The sequence below is a fragment of the Wolbachia endosymbiont of Dirofilaria (Dirofilaria) immitis genome (assembly GCF_013365455.1).
Classification (GTDB): domain Bacteria; phylum Pseudomonadota; class Alphaproteobacteria; order Rickettsiales; family Anaplasmataceae; genus Wolbachia.
In genome coordinates this window covers 764,262-782,267 of the sequence record NZ_CP046578.1, presented here as the reverse complement: position 1 = coordinate 782,267, position 18,006 = coordinate 764,262, and the positions used below count along the sequence as shown (strand labels likewise).

Here is an 18,006-nt window from a genome sequence, read left to right as displayed (position 1 = left end):
CTTAAGCTTTAAAACATTTAAAACATTATATAGTAAAATTATTTTTACGGTTAAGATATTGTATAATTTGGAGAAATACATTCTGTGTAGCCCTTGTAGATTATATAGCAGTAGATTCTTTACTAAAAAGTAATAGCTTCTTTCCTCTAATTCACCTAATTTTAAGCTGGGAGTATGAGTTTACTATGGGCTTTCAGAAGGTCTTAGCTAAGAATTATGTTATTAACAAAGAGCTAGGTAAAAGAAACTAGTCTGCACTCATTGGATTTTTATCTTACCTGGAACGAGTAACTGTGTATGTACTTGTCTATTGGCGCTTTGGAGATCAAAGATCTTTTTATATTTATCCATTTAATAGCTGATTTTGAAGAAGAGTTTTGTTATGTCTTAGTGCAAATCAATGGATCTATAACATATGGTTGGACTATGCAAGAGGTAATGTTTTTTATATATGTTACTTAGGAAAGCTTACAAAACTCAGTGTTTAATGTTGGCGGTGAGTAAGGGTAGAATTGTCAATTCTGAGTGAAGAAGTTTGCTTAAAAGTTGTAGAGGATCTTTTTTCTTCCGAGAGTAGTCTTTGTAAGTGAGATTGACATACATGGGCTAAACTAGTAAAAAGCAAGTTGTAATAGGCTTCTTTTTAATCTTAAATAAATTTATTAGTTTATTGTATGCTTCTTTTTATGTATAAAATTATAGCAAGTTTTTGTGGAAGGTTGTTTTATGGGTAAAATTATAGAAATCAGAGCGCCGGAAACTCTTGGTGGCGAATCGGTCACGGAAGGTATAGTCAAAATAAAGAAAGGTATTGGTGAAACAGTAGAGGTAGATGACTTAATCTTTGAAGTTGAAACTGACAAAGCAGCACTTGAATTAACTGCAGAAGCTTCAGGGCAAATAACTGAATTTCTTGTAAAAGAAGATGATGTAATAAGTCCAGGTCAATTGTTAGCGAAGCTTTCTGTGATAGAGGTACAACAAGAAGATCAAGGTAAAACCTCTATTAGAAAAGACGCTCCATCAGCTTATAAAATTATGGGAGAGAATGCAATCAGTACTGGGAGTATCAAAGGGACTGGAATGGGAGGCAGAATAACGAAAGCAGATGTGGATGACTATATGAGCAAAATAAAACAGCCTGTAATGTATGAACTGCCAAAAAGTTTAGCAAGTGAAAAGCAAAGAGAAAAACGAGTAAAAATGAGTAGAATAAGGCAAATAATTGCTGCTCGTTTAAAGGCTTCACAAAACACTGCTGCGATACTGACTACATTTAATGAGGTTGATATGCAAAGTGTAGTAAATCTGAGAGCAAAATATAAGGAAACTTTCGAAAAGAAATATGGAATAAAGTTAGGTTTTATGCCCTTTTTTATAAAAGCAGCAGTACAAGCTTTAAAAGAAATTCCTGAAGTTAACGCTGAAATTTCAGGTGATGAAATTGTATATAAACATTACTATGACATAGGCGTTGCTGTTGGCACTGATAAGGGTCTTGTTGTGCCAGTTATTCGAAGTGCTGATCAGATATCATTTGCGGAAATCGAATTAGCTTTGGCTGCTCTTAGCAAAAGAGCCAGAGAAGGTAAGTTGCAAGTATCGGAGATGGAAGGTGCAACATTCACCATCTCAAACGGTGGAGTGTACGGTTCTCTTTTTTCCACTCCAATAATAAATCCTCCACAATCTGGAATACTTGGAATGCATTCGATACAGAACAAGCCAGTTGCTGTAGGCAACTCAATTGAAATTAGGCCTACAATGTATATTGCTCTTTCTTACGATCACAAAATAGTTGACGGTAAAGGAGCAGTAACTTTTCTTGTTAAAATAAAAAATTATATAGAAGATCCTAATAGATTAATTTTAGGAGTATAATACAATGAGTTCTTGTTAATTCATTATTGCTAAAAAACTAAATGTCATCTAGTTTTATCAATAGTTTAATGACTTCCTGGGTGGTTAGCTATATGATGCTTTTTGAGAATAGGTAAGTCTCATTTAAATGGTTCTTTTGCTTTTTGAAAACTATCCAGAAAACAGTAAACGGTACTGAAATTTGTGGATGGTTTAACAACTTCAAAATGATCTAGGTTTATGTTATTTCTTTTTAATTAGAGAAGCTGTTTCAAATTGACGTTTTTGCTTTCTCAGATCACCTAAAATCAGAGTGTCTATCATCGATTTATTTAATAAATCTCCAAGATGATCTTTTTCTATTAGCACTAAGTAGAAGTATTTTAAACAATTTGGTATATTTATATATGAGCTTCTTTATACGGGTATTTGCTTATGCTAAAATTAAGGGTAAATAACTTAACGTTTTTATCAATAATCTGCTTGAGTTGTGTATAGTCAATGGTTCCTTTATATTTTTAGAATTTACTTTGAACAGGATTCTAACTTTAGATGGAGGTTTGCCAAAATTCATCTAGATTTTTTTATGTTTGAGACTATAAAAGTGTTCTATAATTTTCTTTAGATGATTGTCTTTTCTTGTTAGATAAGAAAACTTTGCCACCTACGTTTTTACTGTTACTTTTCTACTTTTCTGAGTGTGGAGTTAAAAACTATGTAAAAAAAATGTCTTTTGTCTGATATTTTAACTATGTTCTCTATTTCTTTCTTAATAAGAAGATATAATCATCCTAAATGATTGTGTTGATTGACTATAAACCTTAGTTTAAGTAGGAAATTTTCTATTTCATCATGCTTCCTTACTTTTTTGTACCTTTTTGAAAATTCGCGTTGATGTTAATATAAATAGCAAGTGTAACATTATTGTTCTTACGTTCAGGTTTTGCTTGGCCAAAAATTTCTTTTTGCAGCTTTCTATTACTTCTATCAGCAAATGAATCTTCAAAAGTAGTATTTTTTGAGACACAATGCATATTGTAGTCTTTAGTTTTTGGGCCTAAGTCAATTCTCTTCTTTATTTAAATGTAGGATTATTAAGTTTTCAGATTGTTATTTCTACTTATATTCTATGAAAAACTTTATTTAAGAATTAAAGATTATTAGATATCTAAGATAATACAACAGATTCTTTATATGTTAGTAAATAAATTTCAAAAAAAAAGAATTGGTGAGTACATTTTTGTTTATTATCTTAATATATAAGTAAATGTTTCTAAATCTAATATATCATTGCTGTAGGCTGTGTTTGGTAATATAATCTCATAATTAAATGAGATGTTGCTTAAATTTATGTCAAGTTTTACTGTAATTTTAATAGCTATTATTATGTTCTTCATTTTGATGTTGTCTCTCCTTTTTGTAAGGAGGATGACGAACAGGAAGCTAATGAATTCTTTTAAAAAGATTGTTCAACAAGTAAATGCACTAGAGCTGAAAATGAGGAGCTTATCTGATGAGGAACTTGCTGGTAAGACTAAAGAGTTTAAACGAGAATTAAAGAATGGAAAAACATTAAATAATCTTCTTGTGCCTGCTTTTGCAGTTGTACGTGAAGCCTCTCGTAGGTTTCTTAATATGAGGCACTTTGATGTTCAGCTAATTGGTGGAATGGTCCTTCATAATGGTATGATATCAGAGATGAAAACAGGAGAGGGAAAGACACTTGTTGCAACTTTAGCTGCATACCTTAATTCTTTGGAGGGGAAAGGTGTACATGTTGTAACTGTTAACGACTACCTTGCAAAACGTGATGCAGAATGGATGAGTAAGTTATATAATTCTCTTGGTGTCTCTGTTGCATTTATTATAAATGGTTTAACAGATGCAGAGAGGAAAGAAGCTTATGGTGCAGATATTGTGTATTCAACGAACAATGAGCTTGCTTTCGATTACCTTCGGGACAATATGAAATTTTCTCAAGAGGATATGGTTCATAGAGGTTTCAATTATGCAATAGTAGATGAAGTAGATTCCATATTAATCGATGAAGCACGGACTCCGCTTATTATTTCTGGTCCAGTTGAAGAAAACAATCAGATATATAAGCGCATAGATAAAATAGTTACTAAGTTAGTTAGTTCTGATTATGAGGTAGATAAAAAGGGTAGAGCAGTATTCCTTACTGAAGATGGTATTTCACGAGTAGAAGAGCTACTTAAATCATATAATCTCATTCCTGAGAATTCTTCACTATATGATACCAATAATATGATAATGACTCATTATGTGGATCAAGCATTGCGTGCGCATGAGCTGTTTACTGTTGATAAAGATTATATAATAAAGGATGGCAAGGTAGTGATTATCGATGAGTTTACTGGACGTATCATAGAGGGTAGAAGGTATTCTGATGGTCTTCACCAAGCACTTGAGGCGAAGGAAAATCTTGAGGTTCAGCATGAGAACCAAACTTTAGCATCAGTCACATTTCAGAATTATTTTCGTATGTACAATAAACTCTCTGGTATGACTGGAACAGCAGCAGCAGAGGCAGAAGAATTTCGTGATATATATAGGCTAAATGTAGTAAAAGTTCCAACTAATGTGCCTGTAAAGAGAATAGATGCTGATGATGAGATTTATGGCACAGAAAAAGAAAAGTTTAATGCTGTATTAAAATTTATAGAGGAATGCCATAAGCGTCTTCAACCAGTCCTTGTCGGTACAGTAAGCATTGAAAATTCTGAGAAGCTTTCTGCGCTTTTGCGAAGTCACTCTCTTAAGCATTCAGTATTGAATGCTCGCTACCATGAACAAGAGGCATACATAATAGCACAAGCTGGAGCACCAGGTAGTATTACTATAGCAACTAACATGGCAGGACGTGGAACTGATATTCAGCTTGGCAGAAATGTTGAAATGATAGCAAAAGTGGAGTTGAAAAAAGTAAAAGATGCTGATGAAAGAGAAAAAAAATATCAAGAGATAGTTGAAAGAGTAAAAAAAGATAGGGAAATTGCTATAAAAGCTGGTGGTTTATGTGTCATTGGAACCGAGAGGCATGAAAGTAGGAGAATAGATGATCAATTACGTGGTCGCTCTGGCCGTCAAGGTGATCCTGGACTTTCTAAGTTCTTTTTGTCGCTTGAAGATGATTTAATGAGAATATTTGGTTCTAATAGGGTGAGAAGCTTTTTACAAAGGATAGGGCTGAAAAACAACGAAGCGATTCATCATCCGTGGCTCAATAAGGCGCTTGAGAAAGCACAGAAAAAAGTTGAAGCTCGAAACTATGATGTGCGAAAATCTCTGCTTAGGTTTGATGATGTGATTAATAATCAACGTAAAGTTATTTTTGAACAGAGAAATCATATCTTAGGTAATGAAATTAATGATTTATTTGAAGTATATAGTGAAGTGAATAAGGAAGTAATAGAAAGTGTGGTGCAAAGTGGTTATTATGAGGATTATATTGATGATATTGTCAAAGAATTCTGTACAAGGTATGGGATGGCACTTAATAAAGAAGCTTTAGCAGAATTTTTGAATAAACAAGAAGCATTGGGTTATATAAATGATAAGATGCGAAAGTTTTTTACTGAAAAAGAGGAGTATTTTAATAGTCAGTATACTACAGATTTATGGAATAAGGTAGTGAAGCAAGTGATGGTCATAACACTTGATCATCTATGGAGAGAACACCTTTCAATTTTAGAAAGCTTAAGACAAAGCATAAATTTACGTGCCATGGGACAGAAGGATCCATTGAATGAATTTAAACGTGAAGCTTTTTTGATATTTGAGTCGATGCTTAAAAAATGGAAGGAGCTTACTGTTCATCGCCTGGCGTATTTTAAGTTATCAGATAACCAAGAAATAGGCAACAGATTATATTTTACTAAAAGAAACAACTTTCCTAAAGTCTCAAGAAACGATAAATGTCCTTGTAACTCAGGAAAAAAATATAAGCACTGCCATGGCGCGATTACTCTAGTAAATTAGGAGCTTGGATTTGCTTGTCTTTTATATTACTATGGCTGGTTTCACTTAACTTTTCATTCAATAGGTGTTCTTGTTTTACCTTGTCGAGAAGGCTTAGATTCTCTCTTTCTTTCTTTCTTTCTTTCTTTGTGATTGGTTTGTTAGATATATTTTTTTACTTCTGTAGTGATCCTAATTATGGTATCATGCTACAATGAGGTTAGTAAAGAATTTAATTTAATTATGAGATAATATCATATGTAATAATATGATAAAACCGATTCCAGTGCAATGTTTATGATAAATAGCCTGCTTGAGTACATAATTGCTTTTAATAATTTGCTTATATTATGATCGTTTAGATCTCTGGTAGGGGAAGAATTGTGGTGAAATTTACAATTAATAGTATTACAGAGATGTGGCTGGTAATTATACTTATTGTCAAAGGGAATAAGTTGCGATGCTCAGCATAAGATCTATTAAAATACTTAGTATAGCTAGCTTCTATTGTTGCTACTATTTTTACCGTCATTAAATAATCTAAGCAAATGATACTTATGCTCCTTTTTATACTTACGGTTTTCTAAAAGTTTATTTTGTATTCTAGAGTTTATATAAGTGATTTATATGTTATAAATAAAATATAAATCACTTATTCTATGAGACTAGTTGTTTTGATAATGATGCTTCATTAATTTTAAATACAAATATAAAAAGCTACTTGAATGACGGGAGATAGTGCACAAGGAAGCTGATTAGCTCTCTTTATTGTTAGTATCGTTTTCAGCGAAAGCTTCTTCCCATGTACCTTGAGTTGCTGCACGGCTGTATTCTGTTACTCTGTTTTCAAAGAAGTTTGTATGTTCTACACCATTTAGTATTTCATCAAGCCACGGGAGAGGATTATTACTAATATCATATATAGGTTTCAAATTCAACTGTGTTAATCTTCTGTTTGCTATGTAGCGTATATAATTGCGCACTTCCTCTGCAGATAATCCTTCAACGTCTCCTAAATCAAAAGCAAGCTTTATAAATTCGTCTTCAAGTTTAACAATAGTGCGGCATGCAGAATATAGTTCCTCTTTAAACTCTTCATTCCAAATTTCATTATTTTCTTTAATAAAAGTATTAAATAAATTAATAATTGAGTTAGTGTGTAAAGTTTCGTCGCGTACTGACCAGGAGATTATTTGTCCCATACCTTTCATTTTTCCAAAGCGTTGAAAATTAAGAAGAATTGCAAAAGATGCAAATAACTGTAGTCCCTCAGTAAACGCACCAAACACTGCTAGAGTTTTAGCTACATGTTTTTTATCGTGTTTTTTACTCTCTTCAAACTCCAGCATGTACTCATACTTCTTTCTTGTAGCATCATATTTTAAAAATGCTTGGTACTCACTTTCTGGCATACCAATTGTATCTAGAAGGTATGAATAGGCTGCAATATGTATAGTTTCCATGTTGGAAAAGCTTGCAAGCATCATGCATATTTCTGTTGGTTTAAATATATTTGTGTAATGCCTCATGTAGCAGTTGTTTACTTCAATATCTGCTTGGGTGAAGAATCTGAAAATCTGAGTTAGCAGGTTTTTTTCTATACCTGAAAGCTTAGTTTTCCAATCCTTTACATCATCAGCAAGTGAAACTTCTTCAGGTATCCAATGTATCCTTTGCTGCTGTAGCCAAGCATCATATGCCCAGGGGTAATTAAAGGGCTTATATATTGGATCTGATTTTAGCAATGACATAGGGCACCTAATTATTTTCTTAAAGTAAATATTATATTAAGCAATACCAAAGATCAGTCAATTTAACTTTTGTAAAATTTGACTATAAGTAGTTTACTAATGTATTGTACTCTCACAGTGGTTTATCAAAGAGATGCGAGTATTGATATCCTTAGCTCTATTATTTTTAACAAACTGCACACATACCGTTTATAATCATGGAGCTCCAGGTATTAGTGTTGAGTTATGGAGCAAGATAAAAACAGGTGATGATAAAGAAAAAGTGCTTCATACTTTGGGAGCACCAACATTAATATCTCAGTTTGATGAAAATGTTTGGTATTATATCTCGTATAAAATAAAACAATCTAATTTCTTAGGAAGAAGAAAGTATAGTAGTAAATCTCTGCAGATTTTGTTTGATAAAGGTAATAAAGTTATAGATATAGAAGAAATTGATATTTCGGAAAGGGCTTTGGCTGTTATTAATTGAAAGCTTATTTAGATTTCTCTATTTGGCATGCTGCAGTTCATTAATGCTATCTCTCAGCCATTAGTACATAACAGAGTGATGGTTGTTGATAGTTTGAGTAGTTATTTTGAGCTATAAGTACTTTAAAAAATTGCTAAGCTAAAAAAGGCAAAGGAGATCTAGAGCAGCTAGTATTCAAATACTTTCTTGTTTATTTAGCGTTTTTTGCTACCATGAGTGCCTTATGGATACATTTTAGCTTTTGTAGGCAAAAATACGGAAGTTTTATAAAAATATGAAATTGTATATAGTACAAAAAGTTTCAACATGGGATGCTAAATACTCTAGTTTGTATAGGGTGCTAAAGTGAACAAATAGTTTTTAAGGTAAGAGAAATTGAGGGATTTTTGATTAAGTAATTTTAAGGTAAAGAGCGGGAGAAGGGGCTCGAACCCTCGGCCTCAACCTTGGCAAGGTTGCGTTCTACCAACTGAACTACTTCCGCGGTTAATCTGATCTTAAATTATAGGTACATACAACAATTTGTAAACCCTATGCGTCCTAAAAATTTAAGAACTGTATCTATATATTTGTGTACTTAAAACTCACTTTCAATTATTATTGATCTTTCAGTATTCTGCAAAGCCTTATGAGGATATTTGTATATGAGGATGACTTACCGACTAGCTTAGTACCAGGCAACATAAGGTCTATAGCTGTTGACACAGAGGCAATGGGGCTACTTCATGGCAGGGATAGGTTATGCCTTGTGCAGCTCTCTTTTGATGATGGGAGTGCTCACTTGATTCAATTTAAAAATGGTTATACAGCTCCAAATTTAAAAAAAATATTGAGTGATGAAAATATAACTAAAATATTTCACTTTGCACGGTTTGATGTTAGCATAATACGCTACTATTTAGGAATCTGGGCACTGCCATGCTATTGTACAAAAATAGCTTCACGTTTAGTTCGCACTTATACAGACAACCACAGTTTAAAGGAGTTATGCTTGGAGCTGCTTGATATCAAGTTAAATAAGCAACAACAATCTTCTGATTGGGGGAATGAAAGTTTAACAGATAAACAAAAAAGTTACGCCGCGTCTGATATTTTATATCTCCATAAAATAAAGGAAAAGCTAGATTCAATGCTGGAGCGTGAAAACAGAAAAGAATTGGCACAAAAGTGCTTTGAATTTCTTCCTGTTCGTGTTAGATTAGATCTAATGGGATGGGAGAATATAGATATTTTTAGTCATCAGGTGTAATGTTTTTTTCTTTATGTCTTTATGCAGACTTTATAACAATTTTTCAGGCTACTTAGAAGAATTTAATTGATTAGTTACTGGTAAGTATGTTATAACTATTTTAGTTAAGTTAAGTGTTTTATGGGTGGTGGTATTAAATCAATAGATGATCGGAATTTTAAGTCTGAAGTCATTGACTATAAGGGGTTTGTATTAGTAGATTTTTGGGCAGAGTGGTGTAGACCGTGTAAAAGTTTAATGCCATATATTGAGCAATTGGCTCAAGATAAAAAAGGTGAGATCAAAATCTGCAAGTTCAATGTAAGTGAAGGAACTGAGGTTCCAAGCGAATGTGGAATTCAATCTATACCTACTTTGATCATATTTCAAGATGGTAGGGAAATTGCACGTAAAATTGGTATAGTAAATGATTTATCAAGTTGGGTTGATAGTAAAATAAGCTAATGACAAATTTGTTTTTATGTGTATTATCATACCCTAATGGAAGGGATTGTAGCTCAGTTGGTTAGAGCAGTTCGCTCATAACGAATTGGTCGTAGGTTCGAGTCCTACCAATCCCACTATGGCATAGATACAATAGTATCATTATCGATGTTCTTTAATAATTTTTATTACCTAAAACAAGTTTAAAACAAAAATTTTATATGATACAAATGGTAAGGTTGATTTATTGTAATAATTTAGTTTTTACCTATGGTATATATTAGTAGTTAATGTAGCTATAAAGCTATATTATATATGGTTTTTGAAGAAGCTGTAATACTATGAGATAGCGCCTTGTTAGAAAAGTTGTCAATGCGCCATCAGAGGAAGCTTGCAAAGCAATTTACTTCAGTATATATTAGCTAGTTTAGATAGATCATAGAGAGAATTTAAAGAAAAAGCTTGTGTATTATGATATTAGAGCGGAGTTGAAAAATATGTGAAAATCTCACTAGAAGGCCTACAGTGCATAACTGATACTATATCTCAGAGCTTCCTGTTAAAGTTGGAGAAATAGGAATGCTAAAATTAAACCATACATTCAACTCATTCAAAGCTTTACTTGCTACCTGATAAACGAAAGTTTTAGTTTAGATTAGTTACTGATCTCAACAAATATTTGATGCCACTGAATAAAAATAGCTAATATTTCGTTATATACTGATTGAAAATAGTATGTTTTTACCATTATATCCAATAAAACCTTTGCAATATCTGGATTATAGTTTTAACTTTATGGAGTTGTAATCTATAGAGCTGTAAATGGAAGATTATTTCTCACTACTGAATACTGAGCAACAATTAGCTGTAACTAATGTAAATGGGCCGGTTTTGATATTGGCGGGAGCTGGGACTGGGAAAACGAGAACCATTACTTCAAGGATAGCACATATAATTAGAAGTGGCTACGCTAGTTCTAATGGGATATTAGCGGTTACATTCACAAACAAAGCTGCAAGTGAAATGGTATCAAGAGTACTTGAACTTACGGGTGTAAATATACCATGGCTTGGTACCTTTCATACAATTGCAGCGAAAATTTTGCGCCGTCATGCTGAGATTGTGGGTTTGAACTCCAATTTTACAATCATTGGTACGGATGATCAATTACAGATAATAAAAAATATCATTAATGAGATGAATCATGACTGCTTATTAGAGAAATGTAGGGCTGTTATGGGTATTATTCAGCAATGGAAAGAGAAGTGTTTGTTGCCATCTGAAGTGGGGAATATTCAATCGTTCAGGCCTTTGTATGTGACTGCACTTAAAGTTTATAACCAATATCAAGAAAGGTTGAAGTTTCTTAACTCTGTTGATTTTGGTGATTTACTATTGTACAATATACAACTTTTCAATCAAAATGCTGAAACTTTGTTCTACTACCAAAATAAGTTCAGGTATATTGTGGTGGATGAGTATCAAGATACGAATGCAATACAATATATTTGGCTAAAGTGCCTAGCAAAGGGGCATTCAAATATTTGTTGTGTAGGAGATGATGATCAGTCAATATACAGTTGGCGTGGTGCAGAAGTTGGAAATATTTTGAAGTTTTTTAACGATTTTGAAAATGTGAAAACCGTCAAATTAGAGTGTAACTATAGATCTACATCCCACATACTTGCAACTGCATCATATATTATTAATCATAATAAAGCCCGCTTAGAGAAAAAGTTATGGACAGTAAACGCTAAAGGGGAAAAGGTAAATCTGATAAAATTGTGGGATGGTAAAGCTGAAGCAAGGTTTATAAGTGAGTGGATATTGAAGCTCAACAAATATAGATTTAGTGACATTGCGGTGTTAGTAAGGGCTGTTTTTCAAACTAGAGTTCTAGAAGAGTATTTTATGAAATATTCAATTCCCTACAAGATTATAAGCGGCGTAAAATTCTATGAACGCCAAGAAGTCAGAGATATAATTGCATATTTAAGACTTGTTATGAATACCAACGATGACTTAGCTTTTGAAAGGATCGTGAACCGACCAAAGCGGAGCATAGGAGCTATGACTCTAAAAAAAATATATACGATTGCTCAAGATAACAAAACTTCTTTTTTTGAGGCAGCAAGAGCACTAGTAGATGGCAATCAAGTAACTGGAAGGATTAAGTTTTCACTCAATGATTTTTTAAGTAGAATTGAAGCTTGGAAAGAAATAGTAAGCGTAAAGCCACTGGATAAATTTGCTAAAATTGTGGTAAATCAATCAGGATATATGAAAATGCTTGAAAATGAGGAAGTGATAGGCTTAACACGGGTAGAAAATGTTAGAGAACTTATTTCATCTTTAAAAAAGTTTGACAATATCACAGCTTTCTTGGAACATATAAGCTTAGTAATGGAAGTGGATAACATGAATAGCGACGATACTGTATACGTTATGACTCTTCATGCAGCTAAAGGGCTTGAATTTCCGTGTGTGTTTTTACCTGGATGGGAAGAAGGATTGTTTCCACATCAAAAATCCTTTAAAGATGAGAGTGGCAGAGCTTTAGAGGAAGAGAGAAGGCTTGCATATGTCGGAATAACTAGAGCAAAAGAAAAGTTAATTATTTCATGCGCAGGCAGAAGGGAAATGAACAATCAATGGCAATCAATGTATACCTCTCGATTCATTAAGGAACTGCCAAGAGAGAATGTTGAGGTAATTAAGAGTAGTATTGCCTATTGCTGAAATAGGATCTCTTCCCTTAAGGGAGTTTTATAATATTTAATCCACTGACTTTTCTATTTTCCATATCAAGATGAGCTTCTATTATTTCATCAAATTTGTATTTTCTGTTAATCCTTACAGTCAAAAGTTTTTTTCTTATCATCTCAAAGATTTCCATTGCAGTGAGTAGTAGTGTAAATCTATTGTGCTTATAATGATATATTGATGTTCCTGTGGCAAATAATGAACGTGAACTGAGTAAAGAAAAGCTAATAGAAAAGTTGCCTGATATCTGTCCGTAGGAAACATATATGCCAAACTTTCCTAAAGATTTGAAAGAAAGCTTGCTTGTAGCATAGCCTATAGGATCATATACTGCACCCACTCCTTTATTTTGTGTAATCTTCATAATCTTGAAAACGAAGTTTTCATCATGGTAATTTATCGCGTATGTGCAACCATTCTGTAAAGCTATCTTCATTTTTTCGTCAGAGCTTACGGAACCTATTACTATTCCTTTTTTATCACTTGCCCATTGGCATAATATCTGTCCTATCCCACCATTAGCTCCATGTACAAGCACAACAGCACCAGGTTTTATTTTATAAGATTGGTTAACTAAATAGTGAGCTGTCATACCTTTGAATAGCACTGCAGCTACGATTTCGTCTGGTATTTTGTCTGGAATCTTTATCAAATATTTTTGGTGTATGATGCGTCTTTCGCAATATGCCCCTATTGGGGCTGTACAGTATCCAACTCTATCTCCAATCTGTAAACCATTACTTATTTTTTTACCAAGCTTTTCAACAACCCCAACTGCTTCTACTCCAAGTATCGAAGGCAAGTTTTTAGTTTTGCGAATTCCTTTTCTATGTTCTAGGTCATAGCGATTTAAACCAATAGCTGTGTGGCGCACTAAAGCTTCTTCATCCTTTGGATCATCTATGTTTATATCAATGAATTCTAATACTTCTATTCCTCCAGTTCTTTTAATTTGTACAGCTCTAACCATAGTGAATATTAAGAAAAAGTTTTGATTATGTTATCTAATGGTCAATATCTTGTAAAATTATTTAGGAACATATGCCATGAAATATGTGTTAGTGGGCAATCATGAGTCGTTGACCTAATATGAATATATAATAAAAGGTGTGGTGTGTACCTAATTAAGGTAATCTCTTGACAGAGCTTTTGGGGGTGTTCAAAAATTAGTATAGAGAGTCGGGGCAGAGAGATTTGAACTCCCGACCCTTTGGTCCCAAACCAAATGCGCTACCAGACTGCGCTATGCCCCGGCTTCTTTATACTCAGAATATCAATAACTAAATAAAATGCAAGGTTCATTTACTTACCAAAAGTATTTGCTTTGTAAATATGTTTTATTATAATGACTTGCATTTTTTAATTTCTGCTTAATAAAAAACAGCTACTCTTAATTGTTCCATTTTTGTGTTGAAGTTATATAGTCTTGTTTATATTTTCTGTTTTACTCTTTTATATTATAGTGTAACAGTTTTTTTAGTGTTGGTCTGCAACTTCTCTTTTTGACCTGTTATTATATTAGTTTATGACTTATATTTATTTGTTTTTTCTATCCTTTATCAATTCGTGGTAAGTGTCAAAATTAGTTGTTATAGATTTTATTTTCCTTTTCGATCTTTTCACAGTGAGGTTTACTTTAGTATATGCAGATAGAACTTTTGCTTTGATTAATAATTAATCTTTTCTATGTTTACACTCTTCCGCGCTCATATATAGGCTTTATTATGTTGCACATTTTCTATATAGGGTAATAATTGCTATTAGGTAAATTGTTACCTTTTTTTGGAAGGATCTATTTTTCATAATTGTGTTTATTATCTTTGAAAAAATTTATTTTTCTCATAAATGGGCTTGTCATTTTATTTTTTTTGTTTCTTGTTTTGTAGCAAGGTTTGCTTGGGTATATATCTAAGCTCTTTGTTATTAGAGTAGCACTGTTAGTTGATTATTATCTATAAAGCCATCTGTTTTAGCATAATTATGTTGATTATCTGTAAATTGCATCTCAGTATTTTCTGCAGGTATTTTCCCTTTTAATAGATGAAAATAGTTTGTCTAATTTATTAAAGAAACCTAGAATAGGTTTTATAGTTGTCTTGTTGTCATATTTGGTAACTTAGGTTGATAAGTTGCTTTTAATATCTGTTGGCTATACTTTAGCTGTATTGTATTTTTAGAGATATACTGCTTTATAATAATTTACTTTTTTTTAAGTTTATGATGTTTTGGCTAGAATGGCTGAGATAATGTAAGGTTTATGGAATTGTTAAGTACTATATAAAGCTTTATAAATTTGTTTTTGCCTCTATATTAAGTGTGTGGTATCTCACACTTGTATTTTTTTAGATTTGCTACCGTATTCAAAGGCTATAAGTAGGATGTTGTGGTATTTTAAAAATCTGAAAGCTTGCCTAGAGTAATAGCTAGATTATAGATATATAAAAATATTGTCTTGGTCAGAAGAAATTGCAGCTATCAATGTTGACATATACTTCCTTAACCTTTGTATAACCTTCTTTTTTATGTGAGTCTAACCTAAATATCTTCTCCTAATAGAAGGGCACAGTTTTTGTGTACATCATGTAATTTCAACATTTTACTTAGCCCTAGATCAGGATTGTGTTATAAAATTGTCGTCAAAAAAATTTATAGTGTATAAAAGTTGCCTGAAGTATTTTCTTTATTAGAGTAATAAGTGTTTCTAATTCTGATTAAAGCATTTTTATGATATGTGGATTTTACAGTAGCTTAGTTAAAAAAATAACTGCTTTTCGGTATCTCTAAGCTTTAAGGAGCCTTTTGTCCTTTCTAAAATAGAGCATATAATAAAACTCTTGTTGGAATTTTGCACAACTTTGATATTAAACTTATCACTTTTCTCTTGATTATTTAATAATCTTTATTATTTTAGTTAGCTTTTATACTTAGTAACATTATCAAAGGCTTCTTATACCCTGAGGTTTCTGTCTCAGTATAGTTAGCAGAAAACCTTAATAAAATCGTGGCACAGACTAATATGTAGATAATGTGGTTATAGCATCGGAGCTCTAAGTTAGTACCATTTTGATATGTAATCAGTGAACTTGACTTTTCTGGACTATATTTACCATATCGTAAATTTGTAAATATTAATTTGGCATATTTTATGCAATGATAGAAATATTATTAACTAAAATTAACACTTTTTTACGATATATAAAGTATTTACTAGGTTTTGTAATTTATCACTACTATATTTGTGAATTTATTATAGAATGTTTGTTTGTATTGGTTAGATAATGTAGGCAAAAATAAAATTGGCTTAGTTATGAAGATATAGAAGAGTATAACCATGGTAGTGCAGGTGAGACAGAAAGCTAAAATAGTCTAAATGCTTTCCTTAGGGAAAGGATATCCTGTTGGTGTTTATATTAGGCATTAGAGTAGTGTTTTTTGATATCCGTACCAACACAATAGTTTTCTCCCTTAAGGGGGGCTAAGTTTTGTTGCCATTAGCGTTTAAATATGTTAATATTAATGTTATGCTTGCTGTGTAAGCTATAAGTGGTATTTTTTGCTAGTTGTTTATCTTTCTGAAGGGTTTTTTGTTGTTAAGTTAGGTATTTTCTATAATTTCTCCTTAAAAACCTACATGATTTTAACATTCATTTCAGTATCCACTTCTTACCTTTGTAACGTAATTGTACAATATAAAGACATAATTGAGTAATATAAGGTATTGTATTGCTAATCTGGATAACATTGACCACTTGTGCTGCTCTGTTATTTAGATTAACATTGAATCATTTAGTATTAGGAAAGTTATGTCAACACCAATTACAGTTGCATATGGTGATGGTATCGGGCCAGAAATTATGGAAGCAGTGCTGTTGATATTATGTGAAGCAGGAGCAAAGATCTCAGTGAATATTATTGAAATAGGAAAGCTTGTTTATAATAAAAAATGGTCTCACGGAATTTCTCCAAGTGGCTGGGAATCTATTAAAGGAACAAAGATATTACTTAAGTCTCCGATAACAACTCCTCAAGGTAAAGGACATAAAAGCTTAAACGTTGCACTCAGAAGAAGTCTTGGACTATATGCAAACGTCAGGCCATGCATTTCGTATCATCCTATTATAGAAAATAAATTTGGTAAGTTTGATATTATTATAATACGCGAAAATGAAGAAGACGTTTATACGGGAATAGAGTACAGACTTACTGGTGACTCTTACCAGTGCACTAAAATTGTTACTAGATCCGGCTCAGAGAAGATATGTAAATATGCTTTTGAGTATGCAAAAAAGCACAATAGAAAGAAAGTGACTTGCTTGACTAAAGACAATATAATGAAAATGACTGACGGCACTTTCCGTGCAGCATTTGATCGCATTGCAAAGAAGTACCAAGATATAAAAGCAGAACATTATATAGTTGATATTGGAATGGCACGTGTTGCTACGGAACCTGAGAATTTTGATGTTATAGTAACTGGAAACTTATATGGCGATATATTATCAGATATAGTGGCACAAATTTCAGGTTCTATTGGATTAGTTGCAAGTAGTAATATAGGTAGTGAATATGCAATGTTTGAAGCAATTCATGGCTCTGCTCCTGATATTGCAGGAAAGAATATAGCTAATCCTTCTGGACTTTTAAATGCTGCAGTGAATATGCTAATTTACATAAGTCAAGTTGATACTGCAAAACTGATTTACGATGCGTGGTTGAGGACCTTAGAAGATGGAATACATACTGTTGATTTGTATAAGAGGGAGAAAAGTAAACAGAAAGTTGGTACAAAAGAATTTGCAGAAGCTATTGTAGGTAATTTAGGAAGAAAGCCTAACACATTGCCTGAGTTTATGGTCAGCAGCGATTCAGATAATAGTAAAGCGAGCGAGACGCAAGATTATTATGAACAGAATTACAAAGTTAGGGAATTAGTTGGTAGCGATATAACACTTGCCTGGGATAAATCAGCAGATTTTGATCGATTAATAAAATTATTTGAATTAAGTAATCTAAAGGTTATAGCAATATATTCAAAAGGACTTGCAATCTGGCCGGGAAGTTCAAAGTCTTTAAGTGATCAAGTGACTTGTAGGTTTATTGTGAATAATGAAAGAAGGACTATTACAAACGGCGACATAAATAATTTATTAATTAGACTTGAAGAAAACAGCTTTGACGTAGTAAGAATGGATAAGTTGTATTTATATGATAGGAAAGAAGGTTTTTTTGTTTAATTATTGTTTACCGCTTGTGTGCTGTTTAAGTGCTATATTCTATAAGGGTGTACTGATAGATTGACAGTTTAAGTTAATTACCTAGAGGTTTATGGAGTTAATGTTTTGTTTAATGTGTCGAGAGTAAAAGCTAGACAAGTTGTAGGTAGGAATTATTAAGTTCTTAGTAGTTTTTATAAAGTAACATAAAGAATCAGTTATTATAATTACTCTGGTGCAGCAGGGATAAGGATAGATTTGATTGAATTTATAAAGCTTATCAAAAGCTGAAGA

The 18,006-nt window shown here is 32.4% G+C and carries 12 protein-coding genes and 3 tRNA genes; 9 read left to right on the top strand and 6 right to left on the bottom strand.

Going from position 1 to position 18,006, the window contains the following annotated elements; all coding sequences use genetic code 11:
• Window positions 1–297: 297 nt before the first annotated feature.
• Both GOY12_RS03095 and odhB read left to right on the top strand, forming a co-directional pair.
• Window positions 298–462, top strand: a complete 165-nt coding sequence (locus GOY12_RS03095; RefSeq protein ID WP_175818587.1) for a hypothetical protein — start codon at window positions 298–300, stop codon at window positions 460–462.
• Window positions 463–726: 264 nt separating this feature from the next.
• Entirely contained in the window at window positions 727–1,881 is a 1,155-nt protein-coding gene (gene odhB / locus GOY12_RS03090; protein WP_175818586.1) for a 2-oxoglutarate dehydrogenase complex dihydrolipoyllysine-residue succinyltransferase, read from the top strand.
• Between the two features lie 839 nt (window positions 1,882–2,720).
• Here odhB and GOY12_RS03085 read toward each other — a convergent pair.
• Both GOY12_RS03085 and GOY12_RS03080 read right to left on the bottom strand, forming a co-directional pair.
• On the bottom strand, window positions 2,721–2,894 hold the full coding sequence (locus GOY12_RS03085) for a hypothetical protein (protein ID WP_175818585.1): 174 nt from the start codon (window positions 2,892–2,894) through the stop codon (window positions 2,721–2,723).
• Between the two features lie 213 nt (window positions 2,895–3,107).
• Window positions 3,108–3,257, bottom strand: a complete 150-nt coding sequence (locus tag GOY12_RS03080; protein WP_175818584.1) for a hypothetical protein — start codon at window positions 3,255–3,257, stop codon at window positions 3,108–3,110.
• 4 nt (window positions 3,258–3,261) lie between these two features.
• Here GOY12_RS03080 and secA point away from each other — a divergent pair, with 4 nt between their 5' ends.
• Entirely contained in the window at window positions 3,262–5,862 is a 2,601-nt protein-coding gene (gene secA / locus GOY12_RS03075) for a preprotein translocase subunit SecA (RefSeq protein ID WP_175818718.1), read from the top strand.
• 734 nt (window positions 5,863–6,596) lie between these two features.
• Here the strand turns inward: secA and GOY12_RS03070 are convergent.
• The gene (locus GOY12_RS03070) at window positions 6,597–7,592 is read right to left on the bottom strand and encodes a ribonucleotide-diphosphate reductase subunit beta (RefSeq protein WP_175818583.1); all 996 of its coding nucleotides are present in this window, start codon (window positions 7,590–7,592) and stop codon (window positions 6,597–6,599) included.
• A gap of 133 nt (window positions 7,593–7,725) precedes the next feature.
• Between GOY12_RS03070 and GOY12_RS03065 the strand changes: the two genes are divergently transcribed.
• On the top strand, window positions 7,726–8,064 hold the full coding sequence (locus tag GOY12_RS03065) for an outer membrane protein assembly factor BamE (protein ID WP_175818582.1): 339 nt from the start codon (window positions 7,726–7,728) through the stop codon (window positions 8,062–8,064).
• A 411-nt stretch (window positions 8,065–8,475) separates the two neighbouring features.
• Here GOY12_RS03065 and GOY12_RS03060 read toward each other — a convergent pair.
• Window positions 8,476–8,548: transfer RNA gene (locus GOY12_RS03060), tRNA-Gly, on the bottom strand.
• 144 nt (window positions 8,549–8,692) lie between these two features.
• Here GOY12_RS03060 and GOY12_RS03055 point away from each other — a divergent pair.
• The 4 genes from GOY12_RS03055 to GOY12_RS03040 all read left to right on the top strand — a co-directional run bounded on the left by GOY12_RS03055 (window position 8,693) and on the right by GOY12_RS03040 (window position 12,475).
• Window positions 8,693–9,313 (top strand): ribonuclease D, encoded by a 621-nt coding sequence (locus GOY12_RS03055; RefSeq protein WP_175818581.1) that lies wholly within the window; start codon window positions 8,693–8,695, stop codon window positions 9,311–9,313.
• Between the two features lie 120 nt (window positions 9,314–9,433).
• Window positions 9,434–9,757 carry a thioredoxin gene (gene trxA, locus GOY12_RS03050; protein ID WP_175818580.1) on the top strand — a complete coding sequence of 108 codons (324 nt, stop codon included), beginning with the start codon at window positions 9,434–9,436 and terminating at the stop codon, window positions 9,755–9,757.
• Window positions 9,758–9,799: 42 nt separating this feature from the next.
• Window positions 9,800–9,873 (top strand) — tRNA-Ile (locus tag GOY12_RS03045).
• 685 nt (window positions 9,874–10,558) lie between these two features.
• A complete protein-coding gene (locus tag GOY12_RS03040) occupies window positions 10,559–12,475 on the top strand; it encodes an ATP-dependent helicase (protein WP_175818579.1) in 1,917 nt (638 codons plus the stop codon).
• Between the two features lie 16 nt (window positions 12,476–12,491).
• On the opposite strand, the gene GOY12_RS03035 is transcribed toward GOY12_RS03040, so the two are convergent.
• Both GOY12_RS03035 and GOY12_RS03030 read right to left on the bottom strand, forming a co-directional pair.
• Entirely contained in the window at window positions 12,492–13,469 is a 978-nt protein-coding gene (locus tag GOY12_RS03035; protein ID WP_175818578.1) for a quinone oxidoreductase family protein, read from the bottom strand.
• Between the two features lie 209 nt (window positions 13,470–13,678).
• A tRNA-Pro gene (locus GOY12_RS03030) sits at window positions 13,679–13,752 on the bottom strand.
• A 2,550-nt stretch (window positions 13,753–16,302) separates the two neighbouring features.
• Between GOY12_RS03030 and icd the strand changes: the two genes are divergently transcribed.
• Window positions 16,303–17,733 (top strand): isocitrate dehydrogenase, encoded by a 1,431-nt coding sequence (gene icd, locus GOY12_RS03025; protein WP_175818577.1) that lies wholly within the window; start codon window positions 16,303–16,305, stop codon window positions 17,731–17,733.
• The last annotated feature ends 273 nt before the right edge of the window (window positions 17,734–18,006 follow it).